Source organism: Rhodococcus sp. KRD162, from assembly GCF_017168335.1.
Taxonomy (GTDB): Bacteria; Actinomycetota; Actinomycetes; order Mycobacteriales; family Mycobacteriaceae; genus Rhodococcoides.
Genome location: NZ_JABFAU010000005.1, coordinates 322,951 through 343,855 on the forward strand (window position 1 = coordinate 322,951; position 20,905 = coordinate 343,855).

General features: G+C 65.0%; 17 protein-coding genes. 4 read left to right on the plus strand and 13 right to left on the minus strand.

The annotated features are described in order from the left end of the window. Nucleotides 1-12 precede the first annotated feature (12 nt). From obgE to J1M87_RS10010, 11 genes are all read right to left on the minus strand, one after another. Nucleotides 13-1,464 (minus strand): GTPase ObgE, encoded by a 1,452-nt coding sequence (gene obgE / locus J1M87_RS09960; RefSeq protein ID WP_206489378.1) that lies wholly within the window; start codon nt 1,462-1,464, stop codon nt 13-15. Between the two features lie 173 nt (nt 1,465-1,637). Next, nucleotides 1,638-1,901 (minus strand): 50S ribosomal protein L27, encoded by a 264-nt coding sequence (gene rpmA / locus J1M87_RS09965; protein WP_008715377.1) that lies wholly within the window; start codon nt 1,899-1,901, stop codon nt 1,638-1,640. Between the two features lie 59 nt (nt 1,902-1,960). Then, nucleotides 1,961-2,272, minus strand: coding sequence for a 50S ribosomal protein L21 (rplU, locus tag J1M87_RS09970; protein ID WP_032394581.1), 312 nt, complete (start codon nt 2,270-2,272; stop codon nt 1,961-1,963). Between the two features lie 236 nt (nt 2,273-2,508). Beyond that, the gene (locus J1M87_RS09975) at nt 2,509-6,105 is read right to left on the minus strand and encodes a translation initiation factor IF-2 N-terminal domain-containing protein (RefSeq protein WP_206489379.1); all 3,597 of its coding nucleotides are present in this window, start codon (nt 6,103-6,105) and stop codon (nt 2,509-2,511) included. Between the two features lie 502 nt (nt 6,106-6,607). Next, nucleotides 6,608-7,021, minus strand: coding sequence for a nucleoside-diphosphate kinase (gene ndk / locus J1M87_RS09980; protein WP_206489380.1), 414 nt, complete (start codon nt 7,019-7,021; stop codon nt 6,608-6,610). A gap of 67 nt (nt 7,022-7,088) precedes the next feature. Continuing rightward, a complete protein-coding gene (locus tag J1M87_RS09985; RefSeq protein ID WP_206489381.1) occupies nt 7,089-7,478 on the minus strand; it encodes a DUF4233 domain-containing protein in 390 nt (129 codons plus the stop codon). Then, nucleotides 7,475-8,905, minus strand: coding sequence for a folylpolyglutamate synthase/dihydrofolate synthase family protein (locus J1M87_RS09990; protein ID WP_206489382.1), 1,431 nt, complete (start codon nt 8,903-8,905; stop codon nt 7,475-7,477). Before J1M87_RS09990 ends, J1M87_RS09985 begins: the two co-directional genes overlap by 4 nt. Beyond that, nucleotides 8,906-11,581 carry a valine--tRNA ligase gene (locus J1M87_RS09995; RefSeq protein WP_206489383.1) on the minus strand — a complete coding sequence of 892 codons (2,676 nt, stop codon included), beginning with the start codon at nt 11,579-11,581 and terminating at the stop codon, nt 8,906-8,908. A gap of 9 nt (nt 11,582-11,590) precedes the next feature. Beyond that, nucleotides 11,591-13,582, minus strand: a complete 1,992-nt coding sequence (locus J1M87_RS10000; protein WP_206489384.1) for an alpha/beta fold hydrolase — start codon at nt 13,580-13,582, stop codon at nt 11,591-11,593. Nucleotides 13,583-13,605: 23 nt separating this feature from the next. Then, nucleotides 13,606-14,388: a SigB/SigF/SigG family RNA polymerase sigma factor gene (locus tag J1M87_RS10005; RefSeq protein WP_206489385.1), complete on the minus strand. Its 783-nt coding sequence runs from the start codon at nt 14,386-14,388 to the stop codon at nt 13,606-13,608. Continuing rightward, a complete protein-coding gene (locus J1M87_RS10010) occupies nt 14,388-14,819 on the minus strand; it encodes an ATP-binding protein (RefSeq protein WP_206489386.1) in 432 nt (143 codons plus the stop codon). The genes J1M87_RS10005 and J1M87_RS10010 overlap by 1 nt, the downstream gene beginning before the upstream one ends. Before the next feature lie 186 nt (nt 14,820-15,005). Between J1M87_RS10010 and malQ the strand changes: the two genes are divergently transcribed. Both malQ and fdhD read left to right on the plus strand, forming a co-directional pair. After that, a complete protein-coding gene (gene malQ, locus J1M87_RS10015; RefSeq protein WP_206489641.1) occupies nt 15,006-17,150 on the plus strand; it encodes a 4-alpha-glucanotransferase in 2,145 nt (714 codons plus the stop codon). A gap of 60 nt (nt 17,151-17,210) precedes the next feature. Beyond that, nucleotides 17,211-18,122, plus strand: coding sequence for a formate dehydrogenase accessory sulfurtransferase FdhD (gene fdhD, locus J1M87_RS10020; RefSeq protein ID WP_206489387.1), 912 nt, complete (start codon nt 17,211-17,213; stop codon nt 18,120-18,122). Here the strand turns inward: fdhD and J1M87_RS10025 are convergent. Then, complete coding sequence (locus J1M87_RS10025) at nt 18,033-18,680, minus strand: CoA transferase subunit B (protein WP_206489388.1); 648 nt, start codon at nt 18,678-18,680, stop codon at nt 18,033-18,035. The two genes, fdhD and J1M87_RS10025, sit on opposite strands and share 90 nt — an antisense overlap. Further along, nucleotides 18,677-19,426 (minus strand): CoA transferase subunit A, encoded by a 750-nt coding sequence (locus tag J1M87_RS10030; protein WP_206489389.1) that lies wholly within the window; start codon nt 19,424-19,426, stop codon nt 18,677-18,679. Before J1M87_RS10030 ends, J1M87_RS10025 begins: the two co-directional genes overlap by 4 nt. 109 nt (nt 19,427-19,535) lie before the next feature. Here J1M87_RS10030 and pcaH point away from each other — a divergent pair, with 109 nt between their 5' ends. Continuing rightward, nucleotides 19,536-20,252: a protocatechuate 3,4-dioxygenase subunit beta gene (pcaH, locus tag J1M87_RS10035; RefSeq protein ID WP_206489390.1), complete on the plus strand. Its 717-nt coding sequence runs from the start codon at nt 19,536-19,538 to the stop codon at nt 20,250-20,252. Then, nucleotides 20,245-20,883 (plus strand): protocatechuate 3,4-dioxygenase subunit alpha, encoded by a 639-nt coding sequence (gene pcaG / locus J1M87_RS10040; RefSeq protein ID WP_206489391.1) that lies wholly within the window; start codon nt 20,245-20,247, stop codon nt 20,881-20,883. The genes pcaH and pcaG overlap by 8 nt, the downstream gene beginning before the upstream one ends. Nucleotides 20,884-20,905: the final 22 nt, after the last annotated feature.

Genomic DNA, 20,905 nt, shown 5'->3' on the forward strand with positions numbered 1-20,905 from the left:
CCGACACCACGTCTACTCCTGTTCGGAATCGAGCCCACGACGTACCTGGCGGGCATGCTTGCGTTCGGAGGCACCGATGCGCTCGACCTGGTCGAGCCTGACGTCGGTCCCACGGCCGGTCATGGTGATCTCGACACCGGCAGGCGTCTGCGGTTCCCAGTCGAAGGACACGTCGCCGATCGTGACCGACGCACCCGGCTGGGCTCCTGCCTTGATCAGTGCGTCCTCGACGCCCAGACGCGCGAGCCGATCTGCGAGGTAGCCGACCGCCTCGTCGTTGGTGAACTGCGTCTGGCGTACCCACCGTTCGGGGCGGGTGCCTCGCACGATGAATCCTCCCGGTACGTCCGGATCCTTGACGACCTTGAAGCTGTCGTCGTTCTTGGCGACCGGGCGCAGTACCTGACGGCGCGGCTCCGGTGCCGGATGGGCGGTGCGGTAGTCCTCGACCAGCTTCGCCAACGCGAATGTCAGCGGTTTGAGACCGGCGCGCGTCACTGCCGAGATGGTGAACACGGGCCAGCCGCGAGACTCGAACTCGGCGGTGACCATCTCTGCGAGCTCTGCGCCCTCGGGAATATCGGCCTTGTTCAGCACGACGATGCGCGGACGGTCGGCGAGATCGCCGAGACCGGCATCACCGGAGAGGGCCGGCTTGTAGGCGGCCAACTCGGCTTCGAGAGCGTCGACGTCGGAAACCGGGTCGCGGCCTGGATCCAGTGTGGCGCAATCGACTACGTGCGCGAGCACCGCGCACCGTTCGAGGTGACGCAGGAAATCGAGACCGAGTCCTCGGCCCTGACTGGCGCCGGGGATCAACCCGGGTACATCGGCGACGGTGAACGTGGTCTCTCCACTGGATACGACACCGAGGTTGGGGACCAGCGTGGTGAAGGGGTAATCGGCGATCTTCGGCTTGGCTGCCGACAGCACCGAGACCAGCGACGACTTTCCTGCCGACGGGAATCCCACGAGACCGACATCGGCGACGGACTTGAGCTCGAGGACGAGATCGCGCTCGACGCCCTCCTCACCGAGTAGGGCGAAACCCGGTGCTCGGCGGGCCTTGGACGCCAGTGCTGCGTTGCCGAGGCCGCCGCGTCCACCCGGTGCCGCATCGAAACGTGTTCCCTCGCCGATCATGTCGGCGAGCACGTTGCCCTCCTTGTCGAGCACGACGGTACCGTCGGGCACCTTGAGGATCAGATCCTCGCCGTTCGCACCCTCACGGTTTCCACCCATGCCCTGGGTGCCGTTGCCCGCCTTGGCGTGACTGGAGAAGTGGAAGTCGAGCAGGGTGTGCACGTTGGGGTCGACGACGAAGACGACCCCGCCACCTTGTCCGCCGTTTCCACCGTCAGGGCCACCGAGAGGCTTGAACTTTTCGCGGTGAACCGAAGAGCAGCCGTTGCCACCTTTGCCGGCGCTGACGTGCAGCACCACGCGGTCGATGAATCGTGACATAGCTGTCTTCGATCCTTTCTGGAGAGAAAAGCGGGAGAAAAAAGCGATAGGGGCGGACCGGTCTCATGACCCTGGTCCGCCCCTATCGGGAGTTGTGAACGTACGCCGTGAATGTCCTGTTCGAGTAGTTCCTTGTTCGAGTGGGCAATCGCGGCGCGAACGCTGCAGGAGGACTAGGCCTCTACAGCGACCGGAACGATGTTCACGGTCTTGCGCCCGCGCTTGGCACCGAATTCGACTGCGCCTGCGGCGAGTGCGAACAGGGTGTCGTCGCCGCCACGGCCGACGTTGACGCCGGGGTGGAAGTGCGTGCCGCGCTGACGAACCAGGATCTCGCCTGCGCCTACGGTCTGGCCGCCGAAGCGCTTGACGCCGAGGCGCTGAGCATTCGAGTCGCGACCGTTACGGGAGCTCGATGCGCCCTTCTTGTGTGCCATGTTGCATACCCTCCTCGGGGTGAATCAGCTGAAAAGAACGCGGGTCCGGTGAGACCTGGTTACTTGATGCCGGTGACCTTGAGGACAGTGAGCTTCTGCCTGTGTCCCTGACGCTTGTGGTATCCGGTCTTGTTCTTGAACTTGTGGATGCGGATCTTCGGGCCCTTGGTGTGCTCGACGATCTCACCGGCGACCGAGATCTTCGCCAGCTTGTCTGCATCTGTGGTCAGGTCGGATCCGTCTACGACGAGGACCGGAGCAAGCGAGACAGCAGTGCCGGGCGCTCCCTCGATCTTCTCGACCTTGACGAGGTCACCAACAGCGACCTTGTACTGCTTTCCGCCGGTCTTGACGATCGCGTACGTTGCCATCGGAGGGCTACCCCTTGCTTCTTTCGAACTTGCTCGCGTTGCGCATGGCAACACGACTGGTCTGGTGTGACGTCTTTGCTTGCTCCCTATCGGCCGGCCGCGATGGCATCCATCTCGGCCCGGTCGAGAACCGTTGCATTCTGTAGAACCACTACGGCACAGCAGAACGGTGTCACCGGGAGCGACTTATCAAGGTTACGGCAGAGAGACGGCCAGGGTCAAACTGCCCTGTGCTGCTAGGCGTCGATGTCCACCGGCGGACCTGCCGGGCGCGCTGCTGCACGCCGCCTACGTGGTCGTTCGGTGGGCACTTCCACCGCCTCTGTGGGCTGCTCGGCCGCCGACGTCAGCGGTTCCGGCACCTCTGCCTCAGCAGAGGCAGCCGGGTCGGCAGAGGCAGCGTCGTCGGCGTTGTCCGTGGCCGGTACCACGAGGACTACCCCGGCGTCCGGTGCCGCACTGGTCGGCGCGGCGGCCTTGCGCGCCACTCGACGCCCACGACGAGCCTTCGGTGCGGCAGGTTCGACCGACACGGCCGGCTCGGCAACGGACTGCTCTGCCGACTGATCGCCCACGGACCGATCCTGTGCAGGCCGATCCTGCGCAGACCGATCCTGTGCAGGTGCCGGGGCCTCGGGTGCAGCTGCATCCGCTGCCTCCGGATCGGCTGCAGCTGCCGTTGCCACGGCCACGTCGTCGGCGGGGACGACCGTCACCTCGTCGGCAGAGACGACCGTCACCTCGGCGTCGGACTTCGTGCTCGCCTGCGGGGTCTCGACATCGGCGGGGCTGACGTCGGACACCACGTCGTCGTGATGCGCCGCCATAGCCAAGGCAACCGGATGTGCGCGCTTGATCGATGGATCCACCGCGGGGGGCTCGTGTGCGTCTGCTGGGCCGGACTGCGCGGACGACGAGCTGCGCTCGTGACCGTCGCTGCCGTCGGACTTGTTGTCCTTGCCGCGTCGACGCCTGCCACTGTTGCCCGAGTTGCTCGACTCCGAGCGAGAGGAGTTCGAGCGCCCGTTGTCGTTGTCCGGCTTGGCGTCGATCGGGAACTGATGCACGACGATCCCACGACCCTGGCAGTGCTCGCACGTGGTGGAGAACGCCTCGACGAGTCCCGTGCCGAGCTTCTTGCGAGTCATCTGTACGAGCCCGAGCGAGGTCACCTCCGACACCTGGTGGCGCGTTCGGTCACGCCCCAGGGACTCGGTGAGCCGCCGCAGCACCAGATCGCGGTTCGACTCGAGCACCATGTCGATGAAGTCAACGACGATCATGCCGCCGATGTCGCGCAGACGCATCTGTCGGACGACTTCCTCGGCGGCTTCGATGTTGTTGCGGGTGACGGTCTCTTCGAGATTGCCCCCCGAGCCGGTGAACTTGCCGGTGTTGACGTCGACGACGGTCATCGCCTCGGTGCGATCGATCACCAGGGTGCCGCCCGAGGGCAGCCAGACCTTGCGATCGAGCGCCTTGGCCAGTTGCTCGTCGATTCGATGCGCCGCGAACACGTCGACCGAACTGCCGTCGGCCTCGTACCGATGCAGCCGCTCCATCATGTCCGGTGCCACGGTCTCGACGTAGTTCGACGTCGTCGTCCACGCCTTGTCGCCCTCGATGACCAGCTTGGAGAAGTCCTCGTTGAACAGGTCACGGATGACCTTCACGAGCATGTCCGGCTCTTCGTAGAGAGTCTGTGGTTGGACGCCCTTGCCGGTTTCAGCGTTGGCCGATCGTGCTTCGATGCTGGCCCACTGCGCCTGCAGCCGAGACACGTCGCGTGCGAGTTCTTCCTCGCTGACGCCCTCTGCGGCCGTACGGATGATGACCCCGGCCTCCGGCGGCACGATCTCGCGGAGAATTTCCTTCAGGCGTTTGCGTTCGGTGTCGGGAAGCTTGCGGCTGATACCCGTGGAGCTGCCGCCGGGGACGTAGACGAGAAAGCGTCCTGCAAGTGAGAGCTGCGTGGTCAGGCGGGCACCCTTGTGGCCAACCGGATCTTTGCTGACCTGGACGAGAACCTGGTCGCCCGGCTTGAGTGCCTGCTCGATCTTCCGTGAGTTTCCGCCCAGTCCTGCAGCGTCCCAGTTGACCTCACCGGCGTACAGCACACCGTTGCGGCCACGGCCGATATCGATGAACGCCGCCTCCATGCTGGGCAACACGTTCTGAACACGACCCAGATAGACGTTGCCGACCATCGACGCGGTGGCACTGCTGGTCACGAAGTGCTCCACGAGCACCCCGTCCTCGAGCACGGCAACCTGCGTGGTCAGCGGGTGATCCGGCGTCGCCTTCTCACGCACGACCATGACACGGTCCACCGATTCGCGTCGGGCCAGGAACTCCGACTCGGTCAGAATCGGCGGACGCCGACGCCCGGCATCACGTCCGTCGCGACGACGCTGACGCTTGGCTTCGAGTCGGGTCGATCCGGTAATGCCCTGGACTTCGTCCCGGGGCGCACGGCTCTTGTTGCGCGGCTCACGCTCGTGCACGACGGTGTTGGGCGGATCGTCCTCGGAGGATGCGCCCTCGGCAGCCGCCTCGGCTCCGGTCTTGCGGCGGCGTCGGCGACGGCGACGACGACTGGAGCCGTCCCCGTCCTGACCGCCGTTGTCGGAGTCGTCGTGGTTGTCCTGCGCACTCGCATCGGAGTCGGATTCGCTGTCCTGGCCCGAGGAGTCCTCGGACCCCGTGTCGTCCGATGACTCGCTCGAATCGGAATTCTGCCGGTCCGATCCGCGGTTGCGGGTGCGGGATCGACGCGAACGCCTGCCCGAGCCCGACTGCTGTTCATCGTTCGAGGACGACTCGTCCGAGTCTCCAGCGTCGGTGTCGGACGACTCCGACTCGCTCGAATCGGCTTTTTCCGAGCTGTTGTCGACCTCGGAATCGTCCTCCGAGTTGTCGTCGCTCGAGTTGTCATCGGAGGACTGTTCCCCGCGGCCACGGCCACGGCCACGGCGGCCACGCCGACGGCGACGCGGCTGTGACTGGTCGTCGTCGCCGTCGCCCGAGCTCTCGGAGGCGTTCTGCTCCCCGGACTCGGCCGAGGACGAACGGTCGGCCGACGAGGTGTCGGGTGCGGTGGACTCGGATGTGTCGGGTGCCGACACCGTCGCGGTTTCCTCGGCCGAGGTACCGGAGGTGGACTCGTTGTTCTCGGCGTTCGAGCCTTCGTCCTTCGGCGCTGCCTTGCGGCTGCGACGACGACGGGCCGGCGGTTGCGCCGGCGACTCCGCCGACTCCGGTGCTGCAGCGTCGACGGCGGCGGGCTGCAAGAACAGCGGGGTGGCAAATGTGGCCGCGCCGGGCTGTGTGGCTGCGGTGGGCTGTGTGGCCTCGGGTTCCGGTGCGGCCGCGTTGGTGAACAACTGCGGCTCCGACCACGTGGCCTCGACGGACGGCGCTTCGGCGGAGGGAGCTTCGGCGGACGGTGCCTCTACCGCGGCGCTAGACTCGGCTTGCTCTGAGGCGGAAGGATCGGCCGGGGACGTATCGGTTGGGCCGGCATCGGTGCCGTTGACGGAATCTCGGACGGACTCCGCAACCTCGCGACTGAGACTCGACTGCGCGCTACGCGCTTCGATGCCGAGCTCACCCAGGGTGACGAGTAGTTGTTTGCTGGTGACGCCCAGGATCTTGGCGAGTGCGTGAACACGCAGCCTGGTAGGCAGCGGGGTGGCGTCGGTCTGTGCAGGCGACACCTCGTCTGAGTCCACAGACGACACCTCGGCTGATTCCACAGACGAAACCTCGTCGACGCGCTCCTGACCCTGTGCGTTGGCGTTCTGTACATCTTCGGGCGGGCTTTGATCGGCCACGTATTCTCCTCGGGCCCCCGGGCGCGTTCATCCGAATTCGGGTGTGACGCGGCCACGCGAGGGCAATCCTTGTGTACTCACGTCGGGTTGGACGTCAGCTGTTCGGTCTCGCTCCGCACTCGAGTCGATGACCACTTCGGCATTCTCGGTGGTCGACGACAGCGTGTGCGGTGCCTGGCTGGATGGTGGTGTCTCGGTGATCCGAGCGCCTGATCATCAAGCAAGAACGCGAACGAGCCTGTCTCTCGTTCGAGCATCTGCGATGACGGGCAGCGGATAGACGACAGTCATCCGATCGAATCCACGACACCGGGCTAGCGAACTTAGGTGAAGCCTTGACTTCGGTGGAGCGTGAAACTTGTACTGAGTTGTGCTGTGGAGTCGATCTCCGTCGAGTATCCCACACGCGTCGACGCGTACTTGCCACGCCGCACCGATCGGGTGCCGAGCAGGTGCGGCGTGGCTGCGCGCGAACTGCGCATGGATACGGAGTGCGGTGCGGTCAGGCCAGGCCGGGGAACCAGAGCGCGATCTCGCGCTCGGCCGACTCGACGGAATCCGAGCCGTGGACCAGGTTCTGCTGGCCGTCGAGGGCGAGATCGCCGCGGATGGTGCCGGGAACGGCCTTGGCCACCGGGTCGGTGCCGCCTGCGATCTGCCGGAAGGCCGCGATCGCGCGGGGGCCTTCGAGGACGGCGGCCACCACCGGTCCGGACGTGATGAACTCGAGGAGTTCGGGGAAGAACGGCTTGCTCTCGTGCTCTGCGTAGTGAGCCGCGGCCAAATCACGGGAGACGTTCTTGAGCTCGAGTGCGACGATGCTCAATCCCTTCTTCTCCACGCGGCCGAGGATCTCTCCTACGTAACGCCGGGCAACTCCGTCGGGCTTGATCAGTACAAGGGTGCGGTCGGTCACGTCGACGACAGTAATGGACCCGAGCGTGATCTCGCGCGGCGCATCGCCGAAACCGGACTGTTTCGGGTCAATCGCGTTGTCCCGGCAGCATTCCTCGCCGCATCCGTTCGGTGATGTCGCGGCGCAGGTACAGCAGATACAGCCATACTGCGATGAAGATCAGGCCCACAGCCCCGATCGAGAGATGGAAGACCGCCCCGGCCAGCACGAACAGCTGGAGAATCAGGTTGAGCTTCATCGCCCACGGTTTTCCCTGCTTGCCTGCCGCGAGGATCATCGCGACGGCCAAGGCCACGATATACGTGGTCGAGAACCAGGTGGCACCTCCGCCGAGGGTTGCCACCACGGGTAACGCGAGCAGAGTGACGATCGCTTCGAGCACCAGAGTGCCCGCCACCACGCCGCGGAAGCCCTTCCACGGGTCGGTGGTGGGTGGTTTGAACTGTGCCTCGCTCACGCGGGGTCCTTTCCGAACAGGGTGCGGGCCGCACCTACGGTCACCACGGATCCGGTGACGACGACTCCGGCACCCGATACTGCTTCTCCCGGCTCGGCGACGTCCTCGGCCAGCCCGATGGCCGTCTCGAGGGCATCGGGCAGGGTCGGGGCCACCACCACCCGTTCGTCGCCGAACTTGGCCACCGCGATGTCGGCCAATGCATCCACATCCATTGCGCGAGCCGAGCCGTTGTGGGTGACGACGATCTCGTCGAAGACCGGCTCGAGTTCGTCGAGGATTGCACCGACGTCCTTGTCCGACATGACACTGACGACGCCGACGAGTTTGCGGAAGTCGAATTCGTCGGTGAGGGCGGCAGCCAGCGCGGCGGCACCATGTGGGTTGTGCGCAGCGTCGAGGAACACGGTGGGAGCGTTGCGCACCCGTTCGAGACGGCCCGGGTTGACGATCGTCGCGAATGCCGCGCGCACGGTGTCCTGATCGAGCTGATGTTCGGGCCCGGCTCCGAAGAATGCCTCGACCGCAGCCAGGGCCAGCGAGGCATTGTGCGCTTGGTGCTGTCCGTGCAACGGCAGAAAGATATCGGTGTAGACCCCGCCGAGTCCCTGCAGCTCCAATTGCTGGCCACCTACGGCGATCTGCCTGCCCAGCACGGTGAACTCCGATCCTGCCCGAGCCACGGCAGCATCGGCCTGTACCGCCGCCCGCAGCAACACCTCCGAGACCTCGGGTTTCTGCTCGGCCAGGATGGCGACCGTGTCCCGCGGCACGAGCCGTTCCGGGGCCTTCTTGATGATCCCGGCCTTCTCCCCCGCTATCGACGTGAGATCGTCGCCGAGAAAATCGACGTGATCGAGGCCGATCGGGGTGATGACGGCCACCTCGCCGTCGACGACGTTGGTGGCGTCCCAACGCCCGCCCAGCCCGACCTCGATGACGCCGACCTCCACCGGAGCCTCGGCGAACGCGGCGAACGCCATTGCCGTGAGCACCTCGAACTTGCTCATCCGGGGCCCGCCTTCGGCCTCGGACCGAGCATCGATCAACTCCACGAACGGGGCGATCTCGTTGTACGTGTCGACGTAGAGCCGCGGCGAGATGGGGTGCCCGTCGATACTGATCCGCTCGGTCGCCATCTGCAGATGCGGGCTGGTGGTGCGCCCGGTTCGTCGATGGAACGCGGTGAGCAGCGCATCGATCATGCGGGTCACCGAGGTCTTGCCGTTGGTGCCTGCCACATGGATCGACGGATACGCCTTCTGCGGCGACCCGAGAAGGTCCATCAGAGCCGAAATCCGAGCCGTCGACGGCTCGATCTTCGTTTCCCCCCAGCGTTTGTCCAGTTCGGACTCGACCAACGCCAGTTCGGCGAGATCGACCGGACTCGGTGGCGGCGTCGGAAGGGCGTCGTCGGCTTCGGTCACTTAGGTTCCCATCGATTCGAGTCGCGCGGAGATGCGTGCAATCTCTTCGCCTGCGATCGTCTGGCGTGTTCGGATCTTGTCCACCACCGCATCCGGGGCCTTCGCCAGGAACGCCTCGTTCCCGAGCTTGCCGGTGGTCTGCGCCAATTCCTTCTCCGCTGCGGCGAGATCCTTCACCAGTCGGGCTCGTTCGGCGACCAGGTCGACGGTGCCCGAGGTGTCGAGCTCGACGACCACGGTGGCCTTGCTCAGCCGCACTTCCACCGAAGCCGTCGCCTCGAAGCCGTCTTCGGGCTCGGTGAGCCGAGCCAGCGACGTGACCGCCGTGATCTGCCCGTCCAGATCGGCCTCGGACACTCCGACGACGCGGGCCGCGACCTTCTGCGACGGTTTGAGCCCCTGGTCGCTGCGGAATCGGCGGACCTCTGTGATGAGTCGCTGCATGTCCTCGATTCGTTGCGCCGCAGCATGATCGGCCGGCTCTGCGGCAGGGGTCGGCCAGGACGCGATCACCAGCGACTCGCCGCCGGTGAGCACCTTCCACAGTGTTTCGGTGACGAACGGAATCACCGGGTGCAGCAGGCGCAGCAGGGCGTCGAGCACGTTCCCGAGTACTCCCCGGGTGGTCGCGGCGATGGTGTCGTCGGCGAACTGCACCTTGGCGATCTCGAGGTACCAATCACAGACCTCGTCCCAGGCGAAGTGATAGAGCGCCTCACAGGCCTTGCTGAACTCGTACCGGTCGAACGCCGAATCTACTTCTGCCCGAACCTGTTCCAATCGATCCAAAATCCACCGGTCGGCGGCGGTCAGCTCCTCGCGCGTCGGCAGTTCCGCCGGTGCCGCGCCGTTCATGAGAGCGAACTTGGTCGCGTTGAACAGCTTGTTCGCGAAGTTTCGCGAGGACTGCGCGTGGTCCTCGCCGACGGACATGTCGGCACCGGGGTTCGCCCCGCGAGCGAGCGTGAATCGCAGCGCATCGGCACCGAAGCGATCGACCCAGTCGAGTGGATCGATTCCGTTGCCTCGCGACTTGGACATCTTCTTGCCGAACTGATCACGAATCAGACCGTGCAGGAACACATCTCGGAACGGGACCTGCGGCCCTTGCTTGCCTGCGGTGATCGCGTCGTCTGCTCCCACGTAGGTACCGAACATCATCATGCGGGCGACCCAGAAGAACAGGATGTCGTATCCGGTGACGAGCACGCCGGTCGGATAGAACTTCTCGAGCTCAGGGGTCGAGTCCGGCCATCCCATCGTCGAGAACGGCCACAGCCCGGACGAGAACCACGTATCGAGAACGTCGGGGTCCTGCTCCCAGCCCTCGGGTGCGCTCTCTCCCGGTCCGAGGCAGACGGTTTCACCCTCGGGTCCGTACCAGATCGGAATCCGATGACCCCACCACAACTGGCGAGAGATGCACCAATCGTGCATGTTGTCGACCCAGGCGAACCAGCGTGGTTCTTGACTCTTCGGGTGAATGACGGTGTCGCCGTTGCGCACTGCGTCGCCGGCGGCTTTCGCCAGGCTCTCCACCTTGACCCACCACTGCAGTGACAGACGAGGCTCGATGGGTTCACCGCTGCGCTCGGAGTGTCCGACACTGTGCACATAGGGGCGCTTCTCGGCGACGACGCGGCCCTGTTCGGCAAGGGCTTGACGAACCTTGACCCGCGCCTCGAAGCGGTCCATCCCGTCGAATTGTGTTCCGGTGCCGACAATTCGGCCTACCTCGTCCATGATCGACGGCATCGGCAGCGAATGCCGCACACCCATCTCGAAGTCGTTGGGATCGTGGGCCGGGGTGATCTTCACCGCGCCGGTGCCGAACTCGGGGTCGACGTAGTCGTCGGCGATGATCGGGATCTGCCGTCCGGTGAACGGATGCTCGAGCGTGGTACCGACCAGATCCTTGTACCGCTCGTCCTCGGGATGCACGGCGACGGCGGTATCTCCGAGCATCGTCTCCACACGGGTCGTCGCGACGATCACGTGCGGCTCGGAATCGTCGAGCGATCCGTATCGCAGCGACACGAGCTCGCCCTCGACGTCCTCGAACTTGACCTCGATATCGGAGATGGCAGTCTGCAGCACCGGCGACCAGTTGACCAGTCGCTCGGCGCGGTAGATCAAGCCGTCGTCGAACATCCGCTTGAACATGGTCTGCACGGCCTCGGACAGGCCGTCGTCCATGGTGAAACGCTCGCGGCTCCAGTCGACCCCGTCGCCGATGCGTCGCATCTGGCCGCCGATGGTTCCGCCCGACTCGCGCTTCCAGTCCCAGACCTTGTCGATGAACAGCTCGCGGCCGAACTCTTCCTTGGTCTTGCCCTCGGCGGCGAGTTGCTTCTCCACCACGGTCTGCGTCGCGATGCCCGCGTGGTCCATGCCTGGCAACCACAGCACCTCGTACCCGAGCATGCGCTTGCGGCGGGACAACGCGTCCATCAGGGTGTGGTCCAGCGCGTGCCCCATGTGCAGGCTGCCGGTCACGTTGGGCGGGGGCAGCACGATGGAGTACGGCGGCTTTCCGCTGGTGGCGTCTGCCTCGAAGTATCCGGCGTCAACCCAGGACCGGTACAGCTCCGCCTCGACCACACTGGGATCCCAGCTCTTGGGCAGGTCGATCGAATCGGCAGGGTTCGCTGAGGGCTCTGGCGCTGAACTGGTCACCGGTCGATTCTAGTGGCCGAGGATTCGCGGCATCGATGCGCTCTCACCCAGCACGTGCTCGGCCAGAAACGCGAGCACGACCTCGTACCAGACCTTTGCGTGCTGAGGACTCAGTATCCAGTGGTTCTCCCCGGGAAAGTACAGAAAGCGATGTTCGGTGTTGCCCTCGTCGTCCGCGGGCAGACCCGACTCGCTGAGCAGCTCGTACCACAGACGGAGACCCTCGCCGATCGGTACGCGATAGTCCTTGTCTCCGTGAATGACCAGCATCGGTGTCGAGATGTCCGCAACGAACAGGTGCGGAGAGTTCTCGACCGCCATCTCGGGAGACATCTCTCGCGCCCAGTACCACGGCGCATCGGTCGTCGGGCCGAACTGATCGAGCGCCCACAAGCTCGCGTGAGTGACGATGGCGTCGAACCGGTCGGTGTGACCGGCGATCCAGTTCGCCATGTACCCACCGAACGATCCGCCCATCGCAGCGGTGCGGGTGTCGTCGATGTCCGACCGTGCGGCGGTGACGTCGGTCAACGCCATCAGATCGGTGAACGGTGCCTTGCCCCACGCTCCCCATCCCCGCTGCACGAAATCCTGGCCGTACCCGGTGGACAACGCAGGATCCGGCAGGAGCACCGCGTACCCACGAGCAACCATCAGCCACGGATTCCACCGCCACGACCAGCTGTTCCACGAACCGAGCGGACCACCGTGCACCCACAGCAGCAGTGGCGCAGGCGAGAGCTCGGACGCACCGTCCGGCAGCGCCAGCCAACCGCGCACCCGGGAACCGTCCGACACGACGGTGTCGACCTCGGTGAGGGTGCCGGGCACCGGGGCTTGGTCTATCCCGGTGTCGAGTGCGGTGACGCTGCCGTCCGACATCTCGATCGACACCGGATGCGGCGCCGCCAGATACGACGCGGCGAGAGCGAGCACCCGCGTGCCGACCGAGGACACGTGAACGTGGGTGTATGCGTCGTCGGTGTGCGTCAGCCGCTGCGGCTGCGCCCCGTCACGGAGAACGAAGATCGGTGAGCGGCCGTCCTCGTCCGCGGTGACCAGTACCCCTGATCCATCCGGCAGCCACACCGGGTCCATCGGCCATCGATCCCAACCGTCCGCGAGATCGGACACCGAGGAGTCCTCGAAGTCGTATCGCTGCAGCGTCATTCGAGGCGCATCCTCGGGGGTGCTCAGCGACTCACGGACGAAGACAACGGCGGAACCGTCGGGCGAGATGGCGGGCGCGCTCAGATCCGCAGAGACGTCGTCGACGATCGTGGTCCGCTCACCCGACTCGGTGTCGATGCGCACCAGCACGGTTCGCACGGTCGCCAACGCGCCGGGCACCGCCCAGGTCGACACGACGAACGAGCCGTCACTACTGACATCGAACTTCGCCTCGTGCAACGCTCCGGCCGCACCCTCGGTCAGATCACGCAGCCCGGTCGGATCCGCTGCCGATCCGGCGAACAGATGAGGGGTTGCAGGGCCCAGGTCGTGATCCCAGAAACGCACCGGAACGCCGGTGTGCAGAATCGCATCGACCTTGTTCGCCGTGCGTTCGGTGCGCAGCGCGTCGTCGTCCTCATCGGTACTCGACGCGCCGAACACCGGGGAGAATCCCACCATCGACGCTCCGGCGCGAGCGGTGCGGACCCCGTTCACACCCGCCGTTCGGGTCTCGAGCACTCGCGAGTCACCGCCCGATGCCGGCAGGATCCACAGCTGGGCCGGATCGTCCTTGTTCGACCGGCGCGAGAACAACAGGTCGCCGGAGGCGGTGAACACCGGTGCGTTCTCGCCCAACTCACCGTGCGTCAGACGCCTGGCGGGTGCGCTGCCCTCGACATCGACCTCCCACAGGGACGTTCGGTACTCGGTGCGCGAATCATCGAGTGCGGCAATGGAAACAACCGCACGCGAGAAATCGTGGGAGACGGCCAGATCGGTGACTCGGCGGGCCCCGATGTACTCGTCGACGTCGTCGTAGATGCTCATCGTCCGAGCCTAGCGGCACGAGTTCAGTCCTCGCCCAGCTCCTCGCGCAGTTGGGCGAGAGTGCGCGCCAGGATCCGCGAGACGTGCATTTGCGAGATCCCCACCTTCTCCGCGATCTGCGTCTGCGTCATCGATCCGAAGAATCGAAGTACCACTATTCGACGCTCGCGCTCGGGCAGCTTCTCCAGTGCGGGGCGCACGGCCAGGTAGCTTTCCATCTTCTCGAGTTCGGGATCGTCGGCACCGAGGGTGTCCATCAGCGGCAGCCGATCTTCGCTCACGACCGAGTCGACCGAGACCGTCTGATATGCGCTGCGCGCCAGCAGGGCTTGCGACGCTTCCTTGACCTCTATTCCGAGTTCCGCGGCGATCTCGGTGGCGGTCGGGGCCCGACCCAGCTTCTGCGACAACGATCCCACCGCCTGCGAGATCATCGAGTTCAGTTCTTTCATCCGCCGCGGCACCCGGACGGACCAACCTGCGTCGCGGAAGTAACGGCGCGCCTCGCCCATGATCGTCGGTACCGCGAACGAGACGAAATCCGAGCCGCGCTCGATGTCGAATCTGTCGACGGCGTTGACCAGCCCCAGTCGTGAGACCTGCAGCAGGTCCTCGTGGGCTTCGCCGCGACCACCGAAGCGTCGGGCAATGTGTTCGGCGAGCGGAAGGCATCGGGTGATGATGCGATCGCGCAATACTCGGCGCTGCGGTGAATTCTCGTCGAGCGCCTGCATCTGTTGGATCAGTGCAACAACGTCGCTGTAATCGTCTGATTCTCGCCGTGTGCTTCGTTCGTGCACCGGCACTAGACCTTGCTCCTCCGCTTGATCACGTCGATCGCCACGGCGCGACCGGCATCGCCTTCGACGGCGTCAGCGGCGCGCAACTCGATGGCGTCGGTCAAGGTCTGCAACACGTGCCAGCCGAAGCTGTCCTTCTTCGGTACGGACTGAGCAGCCAGAACCGAAGCCACGACGATTCGGATGCCGGATTCGCCCACCTCGAACGTGCACGAGAGTTCGGCGTCGGACACCGAACCCTTGATCAACTGCGAACACACTTCGTCGACCACCAGTTTCACATCGGCGATGTCGTCGAGCGTGAAGTCGCTGAGCACCACGAGAGTTTCGGCAACGGCGCGAACCACCGGCAACTGGTCCGCCTCGGCGCGCACCCTCAGCTCGACCGGTGCACCGGAACCTCGCTCCAGTTCTTCGATCTTGCTGACCCCAGCCATCCGCACTTCCCATCGTCGCCACGCAGTGTTCAATCGTTTGCCGGTCCAGACTACCCAGCCGACACGGTTTCAATCCTTGCAACTCGGCACGCGAGTCCCACCGGCGAACGCCCGATGAACGACCGGACCGCCCGGATGACGCAAGTGCCGCGAACTGGCACGATCGACGCTGTGGACTACTCGGCTGTGGATTACTCGCACGCACTTCGATCACTCGCCCGGCGCCTCGGCACCTCGACCTCGTATCGGGGCTGGGACGACGCCGAACACACCGTGAGCGACGAGACCCTGCAGCAGGTCCTCGCTGCGCGGGGCTACGCCACCGAGTCGACCGAGGACGTCGAACGAGCGCTGGCCGATATCGACGATGCCCCGTGGCGGCGGCTGCTGCCTCCGGTGGTGGTGGCCACCCAGGGCACCGATACCTCGGTGTGGGTGCATGTGCCGCACGGCAATCCGGTGGAGGTGTCGATGGTCTCCGAGGAGGGCGAGCCCATCGAGGTGCCCCAGGCCGACGTCTGGTTCGATCCGCGTGAGGTCGACGGCCGGCTGATCGGTAGGGCCACGTTCGTCGTTCCCGCCGACGCGCCGCTCGGCTGGCACAGTCTGACCGCGACGACGATCAGCGAGGACGACACGGTCCGTACATCCGACGCTGTGGTTGTGGTCACGCCGAAGTCGTTGTCGCCCAATGCCGAACTGGCTGATCGGCAACGAACCGGACTGCTGACGCAGCTGTACTCGGTGCGATCGCAACGATCGTGGGGAATCGGCGATCTCGGCGACCTGGAGGATCTGTCCGATATCGCCGGTCGCGTGCACGGATTCGACTACCTCCTGGTCAATCCATTGCACGCCGACCGACCGACCACCCCGGTCGAGGCCTCGCCCTATCTGCCGACCACTCGACGATTCTTCAATTCGCTCTACATCCGGGTGGAGAACATTCGCGAGGCGGCCATGCTCTCGCAGGAACAGTTCGGCAAGGTGCGCAGCGCTGCGCGGCGGTTCGACAAGGCGAACAAGCGCACCGACAAGCTCAAACGCGACGCCACGTTCACAGCGAAACTTCGCGCCCTCGAACGCGTTCACAAGGTCGAACGCAGCCCGGCGCGGGAATCCTCCTACCGGGCGTTCATCGAGCGCGAGGGCTCCGGCTTGCGTGATTTCGCGGTATGGAGTGCGCTGGCCGAGAAGTTCGGCCCGCACGATTCGGCATGGACGGATCGGGCCGCCCATCCGCGCACCGATTTCGTGATCGAACAACGCACGAAGCTCGCCGAGCGCATCGATTTCCACATGTGGCTGCAGTGGATCTGTGACGAACAGTTGGCCGCTGCGCAGCGCGCCGCACTCGATGCCGGGATGGACATCGGGGTCATGCACGACCTCGCGGTGGGCGTGGCCCGCGGCGGGGCCGACGCCTGGGCGCTCGGCGATGTACTCGCCTCGGGCGTCACCGTCGGTGCCCCGCCGGACAACTTCAATCAGCAGGGTCAGAACTGGAATCAGCCGCCGTGGGACCCCGATCGCCTCCGAGAACTGGCGTACATCCCCTACCGCGACATGCTCAGGACGATCCTCCGTCACGCCGGCGGCATCCGAGTGGACCACATTCTCGGCTTGTTCCGCCTGTGGTGGATTCCGCAACAGGCCGACAACGCTGGCGGCGGAACATATGTCGAGTACGACCACGAGGCTCTCATCGGCATCCTCGCGTTGGAGGCCGAACGGGCTGGGGCGGTCGTGGTCGGTGAGGATCTCGGGGTTTTCGAACCGAGGGTGCAGGAGTATCTCACCGAACGCGGAATCCTCGGGACCTCGATTCTGTGGTTCGAGGCCGACGATTCAGGTCCGATTCCGCCCGAGCAGTACCGCCGCCTGTGCCTGACGTCGGTGACCACGCACGATCTACCACCGACCGCCGGGTACCTCGCTGGTGAACACATCGAGCTGCGCTCACGTCTCGGACTCCTCGAACGCGATCTCGACGCCGAGAAGGAGATCGACGCGGTCCAACGGGAGGCCGTTCTCGATCTGGCGCGCGAGCGCGGGTTGCTCGCCGCCGATGCGGACGGACAGGACACGGTCGAAGCCCTTCATCGCCTGGTGCAGCGCAGTCCATCACTGCTGATCGGTGTCGCGCTCGTCGACGCAGTCGGCGAACACCGAATCCAGAACCAACCGGGTACCGACGAGACCCAATACGGTAACTGGAAGGTTCCGTTGGCCGATGCCGACGGCAAGCGGGTGCTGGTCGACGATCTGGTCGATCACCCGCGGATGGTGTCGTTGGTACATGCCATGGCTACCGAGTCGACGGACCGATGACACCGAGGTCCACAATCGAAGGATGAACTACGCAGCGCGTTCCGAGAACGGCCGGTACTGATGGGACGGATCACAGCTCGCAGGCCGGTGGTCCGGCTACGCGGCGAGCACCGCGTCGAGCGGCCGGACACCTTGGTGGTGGAAGAGCCACTGGAATTGCGGGTCGACGGTAAGGCGCTGGCGGTGACCATGCGAACCCCGGGCCACGACGTCGAACTCGCTCACGGCTTCCTGCTGACCGAAGGGGTGATCTCGGCGGGGTCCGACATCGCCGCGGCCCGCTACTGCGATGGAGTCGACGACGAGGGTGCCAACACGTACAACGTCCTCGACATCACCCTGGCCGAGGGTGTCTCGCCACCGGAGACGGGCGTCGAACGCAATTTCTACACGACCTCGTCGTGCGGAGTGTGTGGCAAGGGATCTCTGGAGGCAATTCGACTGCGTACCAAGCACTCCCCCGCGTCCGACCCCGTGGTCGTCACATCGCGGACGCTCACCGGGCTACCCGACTCGTTGCGCGCAGCTCAGAAGGTCTTCGATGCCACTGGGGGCTTGCACGCCGCCGCTCTGTTCACCGCCGACGGTGAGATGCTGGTTCTGCGTGAGGATGTCGGACGCCACAATGCCGTCGACAAGGTCGTCGGCTGGGCCGTGACCCATGACCGCATTCCTGCCACCGGCACGGTGCTGATGGTCAGCGGCCGGGCCTCGTTCGAGCTGGCTCAGAAGGCCGTGATGGCGGGAATCCCGATTCTCGCGGCGGTCTCGGCTCCGTCCTCACTGGCCGTGGACCTCGCGTCGGAATCGGGTCTGACAGTGATCGGATTCCTACGCGGTCGGTCGATGAACATCTACTCACGTTCCGACCGCGTCCTGGTCTCAGACGACCGAATCGACGAGGATTTCGGCGGCAGTCGCAGTGAGGACCTCGTCGACGGACACGCCGGGCGCGGTCTCGACGAGGCGTAGGCCCTTCTCGGTCACATCGAGCACGGCCATGTCCGAGATGATCCTGTGTACGCAGCCCTTTCCGGTGAGGGGAAGGGTGCACTGTTCGAGGATCTTCGGCTCGCCCTTGCGTGAGAGGTGCTCCATCATCACGATCACGCGCCGCGCTCCGTGTACAAGATCCATCGCGCCGCCCATACCCTTGACCATGTGCCCTGGGATCATCCAGTTCGCGAGGTCGCCAGTGGCGCTGACCTGCATCGCCCCCAATACCGCGACGTCCACCCGGCCACCTCGGATCATTCCGAACGACGCCGCCGAATCGAAGTACGAGGCACCGGGAAGTACCGTGATGGTTTCTTTGCCCGCGTTGATGATCTCGGGGTCGAGTTCGTCCTCGGTGGGGTAAGGGCCGACGCCGAGCACTCCGTTCTCCGAATGCAGGATCACCGAAATATCGGTGGGGATGTAGTTCGGCACGAGCGTCGGCATACCGATGCCCAGGTTCACGTACTGTCCGTCACCGAGTTCCTGTGCCACTCGCGCGGCCATCTGTTCACGGGTCATCTTCTCGGTCATGCTCGTACCGTCCTCTGCTCGATGCCGACCTCGACGGGCCCGACGTGTACCACCCGTTGGACATGGATTCCGGGGGTGTGCACCTCGTCCGGCCCGATCTCCCCTGGCTCGACCAGGTTCTCGACCTGGGCGATCGTGATGCGCCCCGACTCTGCTGCGGGTGGATTGAAGTTCCGTGCACTGGCGTGGAACACCAGATTTCCGTGCCTGTCGCCCTTCCACGCATGCACCAGCGCGTAATCGGCGACGATTCCCCGCTCGAGCACATAGGTGACACCGTCGAACTCGCGGGTTTCTTTCGCCGGACTGGCCAGGGCGATCCCGCCACTTCCGTCGTAGCGCAGCGGCAGTCCACCGTCCGCAACTTGTGTTCCGACGCCCGCGGGTGTGAAGAAGGCGGGAATCCCGGCACCGCCGGCTCGCAATCGCTCGGCGAGCGTGCCTTGGGGAGTGAGCTCGACCTCCAGTTCGCCGGAGAGGTACTGCCGGGCGAATTCCTTGTTCGAGCCCACGTACGAACTGATTGTTCGGCGAATTCGGTGCTGCGTCAGAAGAACTCCCAGTCCGAATCCATCGGTTCCACAATTGTTGCTGATGGTTTCGAGATCGGTGGCCCCCTGCGCCAGCACAGCATCGATCAAGATCTCCGGCACTCCCACCAAGCCGAATCCGCCGACGGCGATCGAGGATCCGTCTGGAATATCTGCTACCGCTTCGGTGGCGCTGGCCACGACTTTGTCCAACATGCGATCCACGCTACCCGACTTTGTGCGATATATGAACACCTTGCCACTATGCGAACACTTCAGCTACGGTGACCATCGCGTAGATCACCACGATCGTGAGGAACCTTCGATGCTTCATCTGCCACCCGACTATCGCGATCAATCCGGCATCAATGCCCCACGAGATTTCACCGAGTACCGCACCACCACGCTGCGCCACCCGGCACAGCCGTTGACGCTGCTCCCCCAGCGGCTCACCGAGATCACCGGGCCGGTCTTGGGCGAGGGCAGGGTCACCGCTGCCGACGCAGACCTGACTCTCGCGAACGGCGGTGAAGCACAAGGGCAACGCATCATCGTGCACGGTCGCGTACTCGACAGCGACGGCAAGGCAGTGCCCCACACGCTCGTCGAGGTATGGCAGGCGAACGCGGGCGGACGCTATCGACACTCGGGAGACCGCTGGCCTGCGCCGCTCGATCCGCATTTCGACGGAGTGGGGCGGGTACTGACCGACAAGCACGGTGGATACCGCTTCACCACGATCAAGCCGGGTGTGTACCCCTGGGGCAACCATCACAACGCGTGGCGTCCAGCCCACATTCATTTCTCGTTGTTCGGCCAGGCATTCACCCAACGCCTGGTGACCCAGATGTACTTTCCGGACGATCCGATGTTCTTCCAGGATCCGATCTACAACTCTGCACCCGAGGACGCTCGCGCTCGCATGATCAGTGCCTTCGATTACGAAGCCACACAGGAAAACTGGGCTCTGGGCTACAGGTTCGACATCGTGCTGCGCGGCCGCGACGCCACCCCCTTCGAGGAAGACGAGCACGATGACTGATCCAGAGTTCGCGCCGCGCTACGCAGTGATGACCGGAGCCGATTTCACCACCGCCTCGTTCGGGCAGACCCCGTCCCAGACGGTGGGGCCGTACGTGCACATCGGCTTGCTCTGGCCCGACGGCGAGAACGTGGTACCTCCCGGCACCGAGGGTGCCGTCACCGTGACGTTCACCCTGATAGACGGATCGCGAACCCCCATGGCCGATGCCATGATCGAGACCTGGCAGGCCGACGCGGACGGTCGGTTCGATCATCCCGACGACCCTCGGGGCGCGGTGGTGCCACGCACCGAGGGCTTTCGCGGATTCGGGCGTACGTTCGCCGACGAGACCGGGACGATGTCCATCACGACGATCAAGCCAGGACCACTGCCCGCCGAGAACGGTGCCGTGGAGGCTCCGCACATCGACGTCGGCATCTTCGCCCGCGGAATGCTCGAGCGCGTCGTGACCCGGGTGTACTTCCCCGACGAGGCCGAGGCCAACGCGGTCGATCCGGTGTTGTCCGCCTTGCCCGAGCACAGGCGTGCCAGACTCGTTGCACGGTCGGTCGAGGGTGGTTATCACCTCGATATCGTGCTGCAGAACACCGACCCGCACGGCGACGAGACCCCGTTCTTCGAACTGTGACAATCGATTCTCGAAGGAGGGC

Excerpts from the sequence above, each read along its gene's own strand:
- obgE (WP_206489378.1), bottom strand. The coding sequence starts at position 1,464 with ATGTCACGATTCATCGACCGCGTGGTGCTGCACGTCAGCGCCGGCAAA.
- rpmA (WP_008715377.1), bottom strand. The coding sequence starts at position 1,901 with ATGGCACACAAGAAGGGCGCATCGAGCTCCCGTAACGGTCGCGACTCG.
- rplU (WP_032394581.1), bottom strand. The coding sequence starts at position 2,272 with ATGGCAACGTACGCGATCGTCAAGACCGGCGGAAAGCAGTACAAGGTC.
- J1M87_RS10000 (WP_206489384.1), bottom strand. The coding sequence starts at position 13,582 with ATGAGCATCTACGACGACGTCGACGAGTACATCGGGGCCCGCCGAGTC.
- J1M87_RS10010 (WP_206489386.1), bottom strand. The coding sequence starts at position 14,819 with ATGGCTGGGGTCAGCAAGATCGAAGAACTGGAGCGAGGTTCCGGTGCA.
- fdhD (WP_206489387.1), top strand. The coding sequence starts at position 17,211 with ATGGGACGGATCACAGCTCGCAGGCCGGTGGTCCGGCTACGCGGCGAG.
- J1M87_RS10025 (WP_206489388.1), bottom strand. The coding sequence starts at position 18,680 with ATGACCGAGAAGATGACCCGTGAACAGATGGCCGCGCGAGTGGCACAG.
- J1M87_RS10030 (WP_206489389.1), bottom strand. The coding sequence starts at position 19,426 with ATGTTGGACAAAGTCGTGGCCAGCGCCACCGAAGCGGTAGCAGATATT.
- pcaH (WP_206489390.1), top strand. The coding sequence starts at position 19,536 with ATGCTTCATCTGCCACCCGACTATCGCGATCAATCCGGCATCAATGCC.
- pcaG (WP_206489391.1), top strand. The coding sequence starts at position 20,245 with ATGACTGATCCAGAGTTCGCGCCGCGCTACGCAGTGATGACCGGAGCC.